The organism is Actinoplanes hulinensis, assembly GCF_019429605.1.
Classification (GTDB): Bacteria; Actinomycetota; Actinomycetes; order Mycobacteriales; family Micromonosporaceae; genus Actinoplanes; species Actinoplanes campanulatus.
In genome coordinates, this window is record NZ_JAHXZI010000001.1 from 18676 (window position 1) to 33634 (window position 14959).

The window sequence follows — 14959 nt, forward strand, 5'->3', positions numbered from 1 at the left end:
GTCGCCGCAGCACACAGCCGTCGGTTACACACGAGCCATGAGGGAAGAGATACAAATCCGCCCCACCACCCAGGGGGATGTACCGGGGATCCTCGAACTGCTCGGCACGGTGTTCCACGAGGACTACCCCGAGGAGGTCCGCGACTGGGAGACCGGGGTCCTCGAACTGGACCGCTCGCTGGTCGCCGACGACGCGGGTCAGGTGGTGGGGCACATCGACGCCTACACCCGTGATCTCACCGTGCCGGGGGCCGTCGTGCCGGCCGCGCACGTGTCCGGGGTGGGTGTGGTCCCCACCCACCGGCGGCGGGGCCTGCTCAACCGGATGATGCGGCGGCAGCTCACCGAGATCGCCGACGCCGGCCGGGAGCCGATCGCGGTGCTCTGGGCCAGCGAGACCTCGATCTATCCACGGTACGGCTACGGCCCCGCCTCCTCCCGGCTCGCTTTCACGATCATGAACCGTGAGGTGCGTCTCACCGTCCCGCCCGCCGAGCCCGCGGGCCGGCTGCGGATGGCCGAGCCCACCGGCCTGCTCGCCGACCTCACCAAGGTGTACGAGCAGTTGCGCCCGGACCGTCCCGGCTGGTCCAGCCGCGACGACCGGTGGTGGCGCTACGTCCTCACCGATCTGGAGGCGCATCGCGACGGCGCCACCAAGCGGTACGCGGTGGTCCACGACGGCCCGGACGGCCCCACGGGGTACGCGCTGTGGCGGGTCAAGAACGGCTGGAACGGCCACGGCCCGGACTGCGAGGTGCAGGTCCGTGAGGTGGTGGCCACCGATCCGGAGACGTACCAGGCGCTCTGGCGCTTCCTGCTGAGCATCGACCTGTGCCGCAGCGTGACGTTCCGGTTGGGCGCCGTCGACGAACCGCTGCGCTACCTGGTCGACGAGCCGCGCCGCCTCGGCCCGGCGGTGCTCGACGCCCTCTGGGTGCGCCTCGTCAACGTGCCGGCCGCCCTGGCCGCCCGCCGGTACGCCGCACCGGTCGACGTGGTCCTCGAGGTCACCGACCCGATCCTGGAGCGGAACACCGGGCGCTGGCGGCTCACCGGCGGCCCGGACGGGGCGGTGTGCGTGCCGACCACCGACCCGGCCGACGTGACCTGCTCGGTGACCGACCTGGGCGCCGTCCATCTCGGTGGCACCCCGCTGTCGGCGCTGGTGGCGTCCGGGCGGGTCCGGCTGCTGACCGGGAACGATCCGACGGTCGCGTTCGGCTGGCACCGCCGGCCCAGTTCCACCGAGGTCTTCTGAGCGGGGTGTGCCGTGCCGGTGTCCGCGGCGGTACCGTCGGCGTCATGGGCCAGCCCGAACGCCGTCGCCGCCGCGTGCGCCCCTCCTCGGCATCCGCCGGGGCGGCCACCGGCACGCCCACGGCCGAATCCGCCCCACCGGCCGAGCCCGTCGCCGAGCCGAGGCCCGCTCCCGCCGTACCGGTGCCGGGTCCGCCGGCCCCCGTAACCGCGGCACCCGCAACACCGGCACCCGCAACACCGGCACCCGCAACACCGGCACCCGCAACACCGGCACCCGTAGCACCGGTGCCCGGGCCGCCGGTACCCGGCCCGCCGCCGGTGCCCGGCCCGCCGCGCTCGGCCTCCGTGGCGACGCCTCCCGTGCCGGGACGACCACCCGGCTCGGCCGCCGTGACGACGACGGAGGGCGAGAGCCCTCGGCCGCCCGCCGAGAACGGCGGGCAGCGGCAGTCCCGTGGCGCGCCGCCCCGCCGGACCGGGTCCGGGCCGGGCGGCGACGACCGGGAGGCCGAGCGCGGGCTGCGCGGCCTGGTCGGTTCCGGGTCGTCGCAGGTGAGCGTGGGGGCCGCGCTGCGGGCCCGGGACGCCTCCCGGCCCACCGACGGGGACCTGGCCGAGGCGGAGGAGAGCCTGCCGATCGTCCGGCGCAACTGGCTGCCCCGCGAGGAGCTGCCCCGCCGCTGAAAGCGGCCCGGCCGTCCCGCGATGAGCCCCGCGTCACGGAGAGCGGCCCGGCCGTCCCGCGATGAGCCCCGCGTCACGGAGAGCGGCCGCAGAAGAGCTTCAGCTGGTCACCAGTGCTGTCTCACACGCGTTGAGACAGCACTGGTGACCAGCTGAAGGGGTTTCAGGCGATGGCGGCCGAGTCCGGGAGCTCGGGCAGCTCACGGGCGGCCTCGTAGTCGGCGAGCTGGCCGATCCGGCGGGCGTGCCGGGCGTCGCCGGAGAACGGCGTCGCGATGAACGCCTCGACAAACGCGGTGGCCTCGTCGAGGGTGTGCTGGCGGGCGCCGATGGCGATCACGTTGCTGTCGTTGTGCTGCCGGGCCAGCTCGGCGATCTCGGTCCTCCAGACCAGGGCGGAGCGCACACCGGGGACCTTGTTCGCGGCGATCTGCTCACCGTTGCCCGAGCCGCCGATCACGATGCCGAGCGAGCCGGGGTCGGCGACCACCTTGACCCCGGTGTGGAAACAGAACGCCGGGTAGTCGTCCTCGGCGTCGTAGACGTGCGGTCCGACGTCGACCACATCGTGCCCCTGCTTGTTCAGGTGGTTCACGAGATGGTTCTTCAGCTCGAAGCCGGCGTGGTCGGAACCCAGGTAGAGACGCATGGCAGAAGTCTTTCAGAAGGTGAGGGCCGAACGCAGGGCGGACGCCACCTGATCAGCCGCGGCCCGAGCGGCGTCGATGGTGGCCAGTTTGCGGGCGAAGCCGTGGTTCACACCCATGTAGCGGGTGTGCACCACCGGGACGCCCGCGGCGATCAGCGCGTCGGCGTAGTCGGCGCCCTCGTCGCGCAGCGCGTCGTACTCGGCGGTGATCAGCAGGGTGGGCGGCATCCCGGACAGGTCGGCGACCGCGAGCGGCGCCACGTCCGGGGTGAGCCGGCGCACCGGATCGGGGACGAACGTCTCCCAGGCCAGCTTCATCGAGGCCCGGTCCAGGCCGTACTCCCCCACCTCGTCGTACGACTCGGCGGAGGTGAGCGGGTCGAGGGCCGGGTAGATGAGCACCTGGAAGTCGAGCGGAGTGGCCGCGTCGCGCTGCCGGCGGGCGGTGACGGTGGCGAGCTGGCCGCCCGCGCTGTCGCCGCCGATGGCCAGCCGGGAGACGTCGAGCCCCAGGTCGGCGCCGGAGCGGCGCAGATAGGACACGACCGCCTCGGCGTCCTCGACGGCGGCCGGGAAGACGTGCTCCGGGGCGAGGCGGTAGCCGACCGAGACCACGGCGCAGCCGGAGCGCTCGGCGACCCGGCGGCAGAACCGGTCGACGGTCTCGATGCTGCCGTAACACCAGCCGCCGCCGTGCAGGTAGACCAGGACCGGGGTCCCGGTCCGGGTGGCGTAGAGACGGCAGGGCACACCGTCGGCGTCGAAGTCGGCGACCACCGGCAGCGGCAGGGCGGGCCCGCTCTCCGCCTCGTTCGACTCCTCCATGGCCGCCCGCACGCCGAGCAGGCGCTGGTACGGATCCGCGGCCAGTGCCTCCGAAGACGGCCGCCGCCTCAACTCGGCGGCGGCCGTGACCTGCGGGTGGAGCATCAGCGGATTTCGGCGAGAACCAGGCCGCCGCGAGCCTTCGGGGTGAACCAGGTGCTCTTGCGGGGCAGCTTGAGCCGTTCCAGGTTCACCTCGACGAAGTCCTCCACGGTGACCGGGGCGATCAGGACGGCCAGCTCGGCACGGCCGGCGTCGACCTCGCCGCGCAGCCACTCGACCGGGTAGTCGCCGCCGATGTAGGAGATCCGCTTGTCGCCCGGGTCCAGGCCCAGCGAGTCGCGCAGCAGGACGCGCTCGACGAGGGCGTGATCCAGGTTCTCCACCGTGGTGCCGGCCGGGTCGGTGGGCAACTCCAGGGCGAAGGTGCGGCCGCCGACGTACATCTCGATGGTGCCCTTGGGCGGCAGTTGCACGGCGCGCGGCAGCTCGGTGACCGTCGCGCCGGCCGCGCGGAGCCTCTCCCGCAGCTCGTCGAGCGACGCGGGCAGCTCGCTGACCAGCCGGTTGTAGGGCTGGATGAAGACCGAGGCCGGGGTGGTGACGACGGCCAGGAAGCGCTCCAGCCCGCCGGTCTGCGCGGCCAGGCTGCGATGGTTGCCGTCGGCGACCACCAGCTCGCCGCCACCGGCCAGGGCCAGCAGCCGGTCCTGCAACTCGCCGGGGCCGACCGGCCAGATCGCATGGGTACGCCCGGAGCCGTCCACATCGGTGGCGGCCGGCTCACCGGCCGCGTCGATCGCCTCGGCCAGCGCGGCGTGCAGTTCCTCGCCGCGGCCGGTCTGCAGCAGCAGGACCGGGGAGAGCAGTGTGTTGACCGCCTCGGCCAGCGCGACCCGCTCGCGGACCTTGCTGATGAAGACGTCCTCGTTGCGGATGACCAGGCCGGGCTCGTCGGCGCTGGTGGAGATCTGGCCGGTCTCGACCATGCTCCACAGGCCGTAGGCGGGCGCCTCGCCCGGTGCCGTGATGCGGTAGAGCACCACGACGTGCTCAGCCTGCCGGTACTTCTCCTCGGCCTGATCGCGCTGCAGGCGGACAGCGGCGTCCGGCAGCGACTCGAGGAAGGACTTCCCGAGGGACTCGGGCGCGAGGTGCGGCATCTCGACGGCCAGCGCGCTGTGCGGGTTGGCCTTGATGATGTCGGTGATTTCGGCGTCGTCGGCGAACTCGTCGTAGTTCTGGGCCCCGGTACCTCCGTTGGTGATCCAGGCCCGGCTGATCGGGTGCACGACCGTCATGGCAGGCAACTTACCCGGCGTGCCGCCGTCGCCCACCAACCGGAGTCGCCCCCGGTGACCTGCCCAACTGCACCGCGGCGAGGGAATTCACCGCGTGTTCGGCGGGTGCTGCCGTGACGGTCACCGGAGGAGCCAGCATAGAAGCCACTTCTGGTGACAAATCGGTCCAGAATCCGCGCTGGACGCTGAAACTCGAACCGACCGGCTCGGTCTGCGGCATACCCGCCTCCGCGTTGGGTGAGGTGTACATCACCCCATCCAACGACCGGCGACAGGCCGAGGATCGCTTTTCGGGGGCCTTCGCCCCCGAAAAGCAACTAATCGAAGATGGGGCCCAGGTCCCGGCTGCGCTTCAGCTCGTAGAAGCCCGGGGTGCCGGCGACGAGGACCACGCCGTCCCAGAGCTTGCCGGCCGCCTCGCCCTTCGGCGCCGGAGTGATCACCGGGCCGAAGAAGGCGACCGTCTCCCCCGGGTTCGGGCCGGGAGCGTGGATGACCGGGGTGCCGACGTCGGTGCCGACCGGCTTCATGCCGGCGTTGTGGCTGGCCCGCAGCGCCTCGTCGCGGGCGTCGGTGTGCGCCGCCTCGGCCAGGCTCGCGTCGAGGCCGACCTCGGCCAGCGCCTCCTGGAACAGCTTCGGGTCCTCGATGTCGTATTTCTGGAGGTGGATCCGGGTGCCCAGGGCGGTGTAGAGGTCACGCAGGACCGCCGGGCCGGCGGCCTCGGCGGCCGCGATGCAGACCCGGACCGGGCCCCAGCCCTTGGCCAGCAGCTCCTTGTAGCGCTCGGGAAGCTCGTCGCGGCCCTCGTTGAGAACCGACAGGCTCATCACGTTGAACCGGACGTCCAGTGGACGGACCTTCTCCACCTCCAACAGCCAGCGGGAGGTGATCCAGGCCCACGGGCAGAGGGGGTCGAACCACATGTCGACGGTGGACGAGGCTGCCTTCAGTCCGCTTTCGGGCGGTGGGTGGGGCGGTCGGATGGCTGTCATGCTTCGATCTTCCTCCCTACTCGGCCGCCAGTCGGGGTGAGATGCGTCGCCGTCGCCGCATAGGCTTCGGGTAAACGCAGTCAGCTCGAAGGAGAGTGCACGTGGCCGGTGTTCACAACCTGACCCAGGTCGAGGCTGCGGAGCGTGGTCGATTGCTCGAGGTGACCGGGTACGACATCACCCTTGACCTGACCGACGGGCACGGCAACCCCGGCTCCGACACGTTCCGGTCCACCACAGTGATCAATTTCCGGTGTGCCGAGCCCGGTGCTGCGACGTTCGCCGAGGCGGCGGCCGCCGCGATCCACTCCGCGACGCTGAACGGCACCCCGCTGGACCTCAGCGGGTGGTCCCCGGAGAACGGCCTGCCGCTGTCCGGTCTCGCCGCCGAGAACACCCTGGTGGTCTCCGGCGACTTCAAGTACTCGGCCAGTGGCCAGGGGCTCCAGCGCAGCCTCGACCCGGTCGACAAGGAGGTCTACCTCTACAGCCAGTTCGAGACGGCGGACGCCCAGCGGGCGTACACGTGCTTCGACCAGCCCGACCTCAAGAGCGTGTTCACCTGGCACGTGACCGCTCCCGGGCACTGGAAGGTCGTCTCGAACATGCCGGTGGAGTCGGAGGACGCGGCGGGCTTCGGCGCGAAGACCGTCCACTTCACCACCTCGCCGCGGATGAGCACCTACATCACCGCGATCTGCGCCGGTCCGTACCACGAGGTGCGCGACTCGCACGACGGCATCGAGCTGGGCGTCTTCTGCCGGGCCTCGATGGCTCGCCACCTGGACGCGGACGACCTGTTCCTGATCACGAAGCAGGGCTTCGACTTCTTCCACGAGCAGTTCGGGGTGCGCTACCCGCTGCCGAAGTACGACCAGCTCTGGGTGCCGGACTTCAACGCCGGCGCGATGGAGAACTTCGGCTGCGTGACGCACGCCGAGTCGCACTACATCTTCCGGTCGCAGGTGACCGACTACGAGTACGAGCAGCGCGCCAACACGATCCTGCACGAGCTGGCGCACATGTGGTTCGGCGACCTGGTCACCATGCGCTGGTGGAACGACCTGTGGCTGAACGAGTCGTTCGCCGAGTGGGCCAGCCACTGGTGCAACACCGAGGCCACCCGGTTCTCCGACGCCTGGTCGACGTTCCTGTCCATCCGCAAGGCCTGGGGCTACCGGCAGGACCAGCTGTCCTCCACCCACCCGGTGTACTGCGAGATGCCGGACCTGGAGGCCGTCGAGGTCAACTTCGACGGGATCACGTACGCCAAGGGCGCCAGCGTGATCAAGCAGCTGGTGGCGTACGTCGGTCTGGACCCGTTCCTGACCGGTCTGCGGGCCTACTTCGGCAAGTACGCGTGGGGCAACGCCACGTTCGACGACCTGCTCACCGAACTGGAGGCGGCGTCCGGCCGGGAGCTGCGCAAGTTCGCCGCGCAGTGGCTGGAGACGGCCCAGGTCAACACGCTGCGGCCGGTCGTCGAGGTCGACGCGGACGGCAACTACGCGAGCGTCGTGGTGTCGCAGGAGGCGCCGGCCGACTACCCGACGCTGCGGACCCACCGGATCGGCATCGGCCTGTACGACCTCGACGGCGACCGGCTGGTCCGGCGCGAGCTGATCGAGGCGGACGTGGCCGGCGACCGGACCGCGATCACCGCCCTGACCGGGGTGCGGGCCGCGGACCTGCTGCTGCTCAACGACGAGGACCTGACCTACGCGAAGCTGCGGCTGGACGAGCGGTCGCTGGCCACGCTGGTGGGCCACATCGCCGGGTTCGACTCGGCGCTGCCGCGGGCGCTGTGCTGGGCGGCCGCGTGGGACATGCTGCGCGACGCCGAGATGGCGACCCGCGACTACGTGGCCCTGGTCGTCGCCGGGCTGCCGGCCGAGGACGACGTCAACCTGGCGACCGCCACGCTGCGGCAGGCCGCCACGGCGCTGACCAGCTTCGCCGACCCGGAGTGGGCGCCGAACGGCTGGGCCGCCCTGGCCGGCCTCGCGGAGGCTCAGCTCGCGTCCGCGGAGCCGGGCAGCGGGTGGCAGCTCACCTGGGCGCGGGCGTTCATCACCGCGGCTCGCACCCCGGAGCAGGCGGCCGTGCTGCGCGGCTGGCTGACCGGCGGGTCCAAGCCGGAGGGGCTGGTCGTCGACACCGAGCTGCGCTGGTCGTTGCTCCAGGCGCTGTCCGCGCTGGGCGCCGCCGAGGAGTCCGAGATCGACGACGAGCTGGCCGCCGACAAGACGGCCAGCGGCGAGCGGGAGGCGGCGATCGCCCGGGCGCTGCTGCCCACGCCGGAGAACAAGGCCCGCGTGTGGGCCGAGCTGACCGGTCCGCAGGCGCCGCCGAACTGGCTGAACCGGTCGCTGCTCCAGGGCTTCCAGAGCACCCGGCAGGTGGCGCTGACCGCGCCGTACGCGGAGAAGTTCTTCGAGGTGGTCGCGGACGTGTGGGCGCACTCGGACAGTGAGCCGGCGCAGGAGTTCGCGATGCTCGCCTACCCGGCCTACCAGATCAGCGACGAGACGGTGGCTCTCACCGACGCGTGGCTGGCCCGGGAGGGTCACCCCGCGTCGCTGCGGCGGCTGGTCGCCGAGGGCCGGGACGGGGTGCTGCGGGCGCTGAAGGCCCGGGCGAAGGACCGCTCCGCCTGACCGGATGTGATGACGGCCCGTCCCACTTTGGTGGGGCGGGCCTTTCACATGTGGCAACTTACCGCCGCGTTGGCCACGGGAAACAACTCTGTGTGAGTAGTCTGACACTCCCCGGTCATGGAGGCGGACTTGACAATGCTGAGCCAGGTTTCCCCGGTGCGGTGGAGTGCGCCGGAGGGTCGATGGACCGAGCCGGATCTGCACCTGTTCCCGCAGGACGGGCACCGTTACGAGATCCTCGACGGCAGCCTGCACGTCACCCCACGGGCCGACGCGCGACACGACTCGATGGTCGAGAGCGTGGTCACCACGCTGCGCTCGGCGGCACCGCCCGGCTGGTGGGTGTGCGCGCGGCTCGGCATCGAGATGGGCACGAGCAACCTGGTGCCGGACGTGACCGTGCTGCGGCCGCACTCGTCCGGGTCGATCTGGGTCGACCCGGCGGACGTCGCGCTGGTGGTGGAGATCGAGTCGGACGAGACGCGGCGTTACGACCGGCTGCTCAAGCCGGCCGTCTACGCGGCGGCCGGCATCCCCGCCTACTGGCGGGTGGAAGCCGGGCCGGTGCTCCGCGTCCACGCCCTGACGGATGAGTCCTACCAGGCGCTCGAGGACGTCGGCACCGATGGCCAGCTCCAGCTGGACAGCCCCTACCCGATCCGGGTGAACCCCGTGCAGTGGCGCTAGGCGGGGCTACGCCGCCCCGGCGTGGGTGGCCAGCTGGTCGATCCCGATGAGCAGGCCACCAGCCAGGTCGCCGCCGGCGAAGGACGCCGCCATCGACAGGCCGGCGAGCTTCGCGTCCCGGTCGGAGATGCGCTTGCGGGCGTCGGCGCCGGTGACGATCTCCAGCTTCCGCTGGTTGGGCGACACCGCGATCAGGACCGCACGCTGCGGGTCACGGGTCTGGTGGTGCAGCTCCTCGGCGGCGGCGCGCAGCGGCTCGCCGAGCTCGCCCAGGTAGATGCTGAAGTTGAGCCCGGTCACCTGGTCGGCGATCCGGAGCGCCTCGTCGAGACGAAGCAGCTGCCGGGTCGAGAAGGGACCCTCGGCGGGCTGCTCGAGCGGGGTGACCTCACCAACTGTCACTTGCGCCTCCTGTGGGACCTGGCCGGACCGGTGCGCCGGAACTGTCCTCGATGACCAGTCCGCTGTGACCGGCCGACGCCGGCGCGATCTGCTGCGGCTTCGCGGTGAACCACATCGCCGGGAAGTCGTAGGGACGGCCCGGGCGGTAACGGCGGTCCGGCTTCGACCGGTCGGATCCGGCGAAGACGAGAGTCGCGATCGTCCCGATGATCACAACCGGAATGATCACGAAGACCAGAACGGTGCTGATTACTGACAACTGAACGCCCCCAGGCGCCGGATGATCCTGCGTATTCCGAACATCAATCACCGTAGCGGAGCGATGGTCGTACCGGACCGTCGGGTCTCGAACCGGGGTCTCACGCCGTCGGGATCTACGCGGATCGCGCTCGCAGGTGCGAAAATCACCCTCACGCGCCGTCCGCGTGCTTTCCGTCGCGGACGGCAGGAGGGGGATCCTATGCGTAAGTCCGTCCCCGCCGCCGCGGCGGCGCTCATCCTCGTTCTTCTGGGTGTCCCGTCCGGCGCACGGGCGGCCGCCGTCTTCGTGGAGCTGAACCCGAGCACCGTCCCGGCCGGTGACGAGCTCTCGATCCGCGCGTCCTGCGAGGACAACCTCAAAGCGGCCACGGTGACGGCCGAGCCGATCGGCTCGGTCACCGTCTCGCCGGAGTTCGGCTTCCTGACCGCGACGGTACGGGTGCCGGCCGACACCGAACCCGGCGACTACCCGGTGGCCCTGCGCTGCCAGGAGGGCGGCGCCGCGACGACCACCCTGCACGTGGTCGCGGGCGTCGAGCCGAGCCGCGGCCCGGCCACCGGAGGCGGAGGCACCGCCGGTGGCGCCACCGGGTCGGTGCTGATCGGCGGCGGCCTGCTCGCCGTACTGGCCGGGCTGGGTCTCGGAGTCGTGTCGCTGCGCCGCCGGCGACTCGGCTGAGGCTGCCGTGGCCCAGGAGGAGAAGCCGCCGTCCGGCCCTCGCGTGCCGGACGCGGTCGCGCGCAAGCGCCCGGCCCAGGTGATCACGGCGCCGCCGCCCGGGGTGGTCACCGGGCCGTTGCCGCCCACGCCGGTGACCCGCGGGCGGTCGCCGTTCCGGATCCCGCTGCCCCGGCGAATGCCGTCGCCGGCACCGGTGCGGGGCCGCCGTGCCGGGACGATCGGGGTGATCGCGCTGGTGCTGCTCTTCCTCGGGCTGTTCGTGGTCGGCATGGGTCTGGGCTTCGCGACCGGCTTCGACGTCGGCGGCCTGTTCCGCGGCCCGGACAAGCCACCGCCCCGGGAGTACCCGGTGCTGGAGCCGAGCCGGCCGGAGCGGCTGGAGATCCCGGCGCTGCGGGTGTCGGCGCCGGTGCTCGAGGTGGGGCTGGCCAACGACGGCTCGGTGGACGTCCCACCGCTGAAACGGCACAACGAGGCCGGCTGGTTCGAGGGCGGCCCGACCCCGGGACAGTACGGTCCGGCGCTGATCGTGGGGCACGCCGACACCCGGACCGGCCCGTCGGTCTTCCACAAGCTGGACACGATGAAGCCGGGCCAGGAGATCCGGGTGTGGCGCGCGGACGGCACGAAGGCGGTCTTCGAGGTCAACTCCGTGGAGCGGTTCGACAAGAACGAGCTGCCGGCCAAGCGCGTCTACGGCGACTACACGCGCCCACTGCTGCGCCTCATGACGTGCGGCGGGCGATGGCTGGGCGAGGAGGAGGGCTACGAGGACAACATCGTCGTCTTCGCCTCCCTGGTCGCGAAGGGTTAGGCCGCCTCGGCGGTCTCGACCGGGGCGGGCGGCAGGTCGAGCCAGTCCATCCAGCGCGGATCGGGGGTCCGGTGCCCGAGCACCCGCCAGGCCACGCCGCGCGGGGCGGCCGGCGGCGCGTGCAGGCGCCAGCCGAGCTCGGCCGGGGTCTTGTCGCCCTTGCTGTGATTGCACTTGGCGCACGCGGCGACCACGTTGTCCCAGGCGTGCAGGCCGCCCCGGCTGCGCGGGAAGACATGGTCGATGGTCTCGGCGGAGCCGCGGCAGTAGGCGCAACGGCCGCCGTCACGGGCGAAGACGGCCCGGCGGGAGAGCCCGACATGAGTACGGTACGGAACCTTCACATACCGCGTGAGACGAACCACGGAGGGAACTGGGAGGGTGTGGTGGGCACTGTGCAGGATGCCGTCGCCGTCCGAGACGCACTCCGCCTTGGCGGTCAGGACGAGGATGGTCGCTCGACGCACCGATACGACGCACAGCGGCTCGTAGGTAGCGTTCAGCACCAACGCGGAAGAGCCAACCGTGGGTCGTATGTCAGGCATCGCAATCAACCTTCCGGTGTCAGTTGCTTTTGACCGCTCCCATAGCCCATGCGTGTGTGATGTGGGCCTCGCCGTACGGGGCCCGTGCGCCAATAGTCCCTGATGAATAACCAAATTGCGAGCACAATCTGTGGCTACGCGGTAAACGTCAGAGGTCTTCACCCGGCCGGACCCGGTAGCTTCTGTCCCCGTGTTCCTCTTAGCTCCGACCCCCGGCCCGTCCGTCACGATCCCCGACGTCGACCTGACCAAGTCCTGCCAGGCGGACTCGGTCTGCATGTGGTTGCTCAAGCAGGATGTGAGCCCCTGGCTGGCCAAGAGCGGTTACGTGGTCGTCGTGAAACCGCTGCGGGTGCTCGCGATCATCCTGGTCGCGATGCTCATCCGCTGGCTGCTTCACCGGGCGATCTCCCGGTTGGCGTCGAGCACCTCACGGGCCTCCATGCCCGCGTTGTTGAGACCGCTGAAGGAACGGAACGACGTCACCGCGGAAGAGGCTCTGTTCATTCCGGAGAGACGCAGGCAGCGCGCCGAGGCGATCGGCTCGGTGCTGCGCAGCTTCGTCAGCGCGGTGGTCTTCACCATGGCCACGCTCCTGATCCTGGGTGAATTCGGTTTCAACCTGGGACCGCTGCTGGCCAGCGCCGGCATCGTCGGTGTGGCGCTCGGTTTCGGTGCGCAGAGTTTGGTCAAGGATCTGATCGCCGGCCTGTTCATGCTGCTGGAGGATCAGTACGGCGTGGGCGACACGGTCGACCTGGGCGAGGCGACCGGTGTGGTGGAGAGCGTCGGGCTGCGGATCACCACGGTCCGCGACGCCCGGGGTGTGCTGTGGTACATCCGCAACGGTGAGATCGTCCGGGTCGGCAACAAGAGCCAGGGCTGGGCGATGGTCGTGATCGACATCCCGATCGGCTTCGTCAGCTCGGAGGAGGCGATCGCCGTACTGAGGATCGCCGCCGAGTCGGTGGCGACCGAGCCGGAGCACCAGACCGAGTTCCTGGAGCCGCCGGAGGTGATCGGCGTCGAGCAGCTCACCGTGGACGGCGCGGTGATCCGGACGATCGCCAAGACCACCGCGGACAGTCAGGTGGTGATCCAGCGGGACCTGCGCCGGGCGCTGACCGAGTCGCTGGAGACCTCGGGGCTGTCCGAGCGGATCGCGGCGTCCCGGCTCCTGCCGCGCAGCGCCGTTCCGCCCGCGTGGCTCGGTGGCGGCGAGAATTCCTCTCCTTCCCCGGCCGACCCGCAGCGGCCCGGCGGAGCCACCTGACCAGCAGATAAAACACAGGACCCGATTCCACCTCGCCCGAACGGCCAATCTTAGACTCGACTTCACTAGCATCGACTAGGACGATCGGGCAGAATCCGCTACAGATTCTGCTCATGCCGCGCGCCCACCCCCCGAAGATCAGCGGGCGCGCACGGCCTTCGTCGTGCTTCGGCGATCGTCGAAAGCGATGGAGGCTTCGGTGGCGAACGACCCCAGAACGGCTACACACAGTGGGGGGAACGCTACTTTCCGAAGCCTCTTCCGCCTCCGTGAGTACCGCGCGGTCTATCTCGCGACCCTGATCAACTGGCTCGGCGACTATCTGTCCCGGGCCGCGGTGACGGTGCTGGTCTACCACAAAAGCCAGTCGGTGCTGCTCTCCGCGGCCTCGTTCGCGGTCGGCTTCCTGCCCTGGATCGTCGGGCCGCTGCTGTCCGCGATCGCCGAGCGGTACCCGTACCGCCGGGTCATGATCGTCGCGGACCTGACCCGGATGGCGCTGATCGCGCTGCTGCTGGTGCCGCACATGCCGGTGCCGCTCATGCTGCTCATCCTGCTGCTGGCCGGGCTCGCCGCGCCGCCCGCGCAGGCGGCCCGCTCGGCGCTGCTGCCGGAGCTGGTCGGGCGGGAGCGGCTGCCACTGGCCACCGCGCTCCAGCAGACCGCGAGCCAGACCGCCCAGGTGGTCGGCTACCTGGCCGGCGCCACCCTGGCCGTCGCCCTCACCCCGCGGATCGCCCTCGGCCTGGACGTCCTGACCTTCCTGTTCTCGGCGCTGCTGGTGGCGTCCGGAGTGCGGCCACGGCCGGCCACGAACCCGGACGGCGGACGGACCCACCTGCTGCGAGAGACCGGCGAGGGGTTCCGGCTGGTCTTCTCCCATCCGCTGCTGCGCTCCATCGTGACCGTGGTGTTCACGGTCACCGTCTTCGCCATCGTCCCGGAGGGGCTCGCCGCGGCCTGGGCCGTCGAGGGCACCCCCGGCCACAGCTCGTCGAACCTCGACCAGGGCCTGATCATGGCGGCCGGGCCGTTCGGGTTCGTACTGGGCGGCATCCTGTTCAGCCGGCTCGTGCCCGCCCACCGCCGGGCACGGCTCGTCCCGTACCTCGCGGTGTCCATGCCGTTGCTTCTCGTGCCGTCGATCTTCGGACCGCCGGCGCCGTTCGTCGCGGCGCTGGTGATGCTCTCCGGACTGACCCAGGGCGCGCTGCTGCCGACCCTCAACGCGAACTTCACGCTGGCCGTGCCGGACGGCTACCGGGCCCGCGCCTTCGGGGTCGTCGGCAGCGGGGTGCAGGTCACCCAGTTCACCGCCGTCATCGTCACCGGCCTTCTGGCCGACCATTTCCGGCTGCCGCTCGTGGTCGGGCTGTGGAGCATCGGCGGCGCCGTCGTGATGCTTCTCATCGTTCTGTCCTGGCCACGCCAGGGCCTGCCGGAACCCGCCGCGGGTGCTGGCAGGATGGAGAGGTGACCTTCTTCGAAGCCGTCGGCGGCGAACCCACGTTCCGGCGCCTCGTGAACAAGTTCTACGAGGGCGTCGCGGAAGACCCGCTGCTGCGCCCGATGTACCCGGAGGACGACCTGGGGCCGGCCGCCGACCGGTTCACGCTCTTCCTCATCCAGTACTGGGGTGGCCCCAGCACGTACTCGGACAGTCGCGGGCATCCCCGGCTGCGGATGCGGCACGCGCCGTTCCAGGTCGACGCGGAGGCCCGCGACGCCTGGCTGCGGCACATGCGGGTGGCGGTCGACTCACTCGAACTGCCCGCGCCGTACGAGGCGGAGCTCTGGGACTATCTCGAGCGAGCGGCACATTTCATGGTGAACACGGTGGATAGCGCGGAGCCCGCCCACTGACAGTGTCGCGACCGGCGATGGCTCGTTGATCGTATTGTCACTAACGATCTCGGGAGCC

16 protein-coding genes and 1 pseudogene are annotated in these 14959 nt (G+C 71.0%); 10 read left to right on the plus strand and 7 right to left on the minus strand.

All coding sequences use genetic code 11. From position 1 onward, the window contains the following. Window positions 1–37 precede the first annotated feature (37 nt). The 3 genes and pseudogenes from KZ829_RS00115 (at window position 38) to KZ829_RS44360 (ending at window position 1947) form a co-directional block, all read left to right on the plus strand. Complete coding sequence (locus KZ829_RS00115; protein ID WP_220141855.1) at window positions 38–1261, plus strand: GNAT family N-acetyltransferase; 1224 nt, start codon at window positions 38–40, stop codon at window positions 1259–1261. Between the two features lie 7 nt (window positions 1262–1268). Continuing rightward, window positions 1269–1499: pseudogene (locus KZ829_RS44765) on the plus strand (hypothetical protein); the annotation flags it as partial. Window positions 1500–1623: 124 nt separating this feature from the next. Next, window positions 1624–1947 (plus strand): hypothetical protein, encoded by a 324-nt coding sequence (locus KZ829_RS44360; RefSeq protein ID WP_372453830.1) that lies wholly within the window; start codon window positions 1624–1626, stop codon window positions 1945–1947. Between the two features lie 163 nt (window positions 1948–2110). Here KZ829_RS44360 and KZ829_RS00125 read toward each other — a convergent pair whose 3' ends face one another. The 4 genes from KZ829_RS00125 to KZ829_RS00140 all read right to left on the minus strand — a co-directional run bounded on the left by KZ829_RS00125 (window position 2111) and on the right by KZ829_RS00140 (window position 5648). Continuing rightward, entirely contained in the window at window positions 2111–2596 is a 486-nt protein-coding gene (locus KZ829_RS00125) for a ribose-5-phosphate isomerase (protein ID WP_220141857.1), read from the minus strand. 12 nt (window positions 2597–2608) lie between these two features. Then, complete coding sequence (locus tag KZ829_RS00130) at window positions 2609–3526, minus strand: alpha/beta hydrolase (RefSeq protein WP_220141858.1); 918 nt, start codon at window positions 3524–3526, stop codon at window positions 2609–2611. After that, a complete protein-coding gene (locus KZ829_RS00135; protein ID WP_220141859.1) occupies window positions 3526–4722 on the minus strand; it encodes a DUF1015 family protein in 1197 nt (398 codons plus the stop codon). Before KZ829_RS00135 ends, KZ829_RS00130 begins: the two co-directional genes overlap by 1 nt. Before the next feature lie 317 nt (window positions 4723–5039). Continuing rightward, window positions 5040–5648, minus strand: a complete 609-nt coding sequence (locus KZ829_RS00140; RefSeq protein ID WP_220142383.1) for a mycothiol-dependent nitroreductase Rv2466c family protein — start codon at window positions 5646–5648, stop codon at window positions 5040–5042. Window positions 5649–5818: 170 nt separating this feature from the next. Here KZ829_RS00140 and pepN point away from each other — a divergent pair, with 170 nt between their 5' ends. Together pepN and KZ829_RS00150 are read left to right on the plus strand one after the other, a co-directional pair. Beyond that, window positions 5819–8374 carry an aminopeptidase N gene (gene pepN / locus KZ829_RS00145; RefSeq protein ID WP_220141860.1) on the plus strand — a complete coding sequence of 852 codons (2556 nt, stop codon included), beginning with the start codon at window positions 5819–5821 and terminating at the stop codon, window positions 8372–8374. A 135-nt stretch (window positions 8375–8509) separates the two neighbouring features. Next, the gene (locus KZ829_RS00150; protein ID WP_246634925.1) at window positions 8510–9061 is read left to right on the plus strand and encodes a Uma2 family endonuclease; all 552 of its coding nucleotides are present in this window, start codon (window positions 8510–8512) and stop codon (window positions 9059–9061) included. Between the two features lie 6 nt (window positions 9062–9067). On the opposite strand, the gene KZ829_RS00155 is transcribed toward KZ829_RS00150, so the two are convergent. Together KZ829_RS00155 and ctaJ are read right to left on the minus strand one after the other, a co-directional pair. Then, window positions 9068–9463 (minus strand): DUF5130 family protein, encoded by a 396-nt coding sequence (locus KZ829_RS00155; protein WP_183227746.1) that lies wholly within the window; start codon window positions 9461–9463, stop codon window positions 9068–9070. Continuing rightward, the gene (gene ctaJ / locus KZ829_RS00160) at window positions 9450–9692 is read right to left on the minus strand and encodes an aa3-type cytochrome oxidase subunit CtaJ (protein WP_308285274.1); all 243 of its coding nucleotides are present in this window, start codon (window positions 9690–9692) and stop codon (window positions 9450–9452) included. Before ctaJ ends, KZ829_RS00155 begins: the two co-directional genes overlap by 14 nt. 231 nt (window positions 9693–9923) lie before the next feature. Between ctaJ and KZ829_RS00165 the strand changes: the two genes are divergently transcribed. Both KZ829_RS00165 and KZ829_RS00170 read left to right on the plus strand, forming a co-directional pair. Next, a complete protein-coding gene (locus KZ829_RS00165; protein WP_204297399.1) occupies window positions 9924–10403 on the plus strand; it encodes a hypothetical protein in 480 nt (159 codons plus the stop codon). A gap of 7 nt (window positions 10404–10410) precedes the next feature. Next, window positions 10411–11220, plus strand: coding sequence for a class F sortase (locus KZ829_RS00170; protein ID WP_220141862.1), 810 nt, complete (start codon window positions 10411–10413; stop codon window positions 11218–11220). Here the strand turns inward: KZ829_RS00170 and KZ829_RS00175 are convergent. Further along, window positions 11217–11765, minus strand: coding sequence for an HNH endonuclease (locus KZ829_RS00175; protein ID WP_204297397.1), 549 nt, complete (start codon window positions 11763–11765; stop codon window positions 11217–11219). The two genes, KZ829_RS00170 and KZ829_RS00175, sit on opposite strands and share 4 nt — an antisense overlap. 190 nt (window positions 11766–11955) lie before the next feature. Here KZ829_RS00175 and KZ829_RS00180 point away from each other — a divergent pair, with 190 nt between their 5' ends. From KZ829_RS00180 to KZ829_RS42550, 3 genes are all read left to right on the plus strand, one after another. Beyond that, complete coding sequence (locus KZ829_RS00180; protein ID WP_504739906.1) at window positions 11956–13038, plus strand: mechanosensitive ion channel family protein; 1083 nt, start codon at window positions 11956–11958, stop codon at window positions 13036–13038. A gap of 199 nt (window positions 13039–13237) precedes the next feature. Further along, window positions 13238–14515: an MFS transporter gene (locus tag KZ829_RS00185; RefSeq protein WP_308285275.1), complete on the plus strand. Its 1278-nt coding sequence runs from the start codon at window positions 13238–13240 to the stop codon at window positions 14513–14515. Beyond that, a complete protein-coding gene (locus KZ829_RS42550) occupies window positions 14458–14901 on the plus strand; it encodes a globin (RefSeq protein WP_246634929.1) in 444 nt (147 codons plus the stop codon). Before KZ829_RS00185 ends, KZ829_RS42550 begins: the two co-directional genes overlap by 58 nt. Window positions 14902–14959 lie beyond the last annotated feature (58 nt).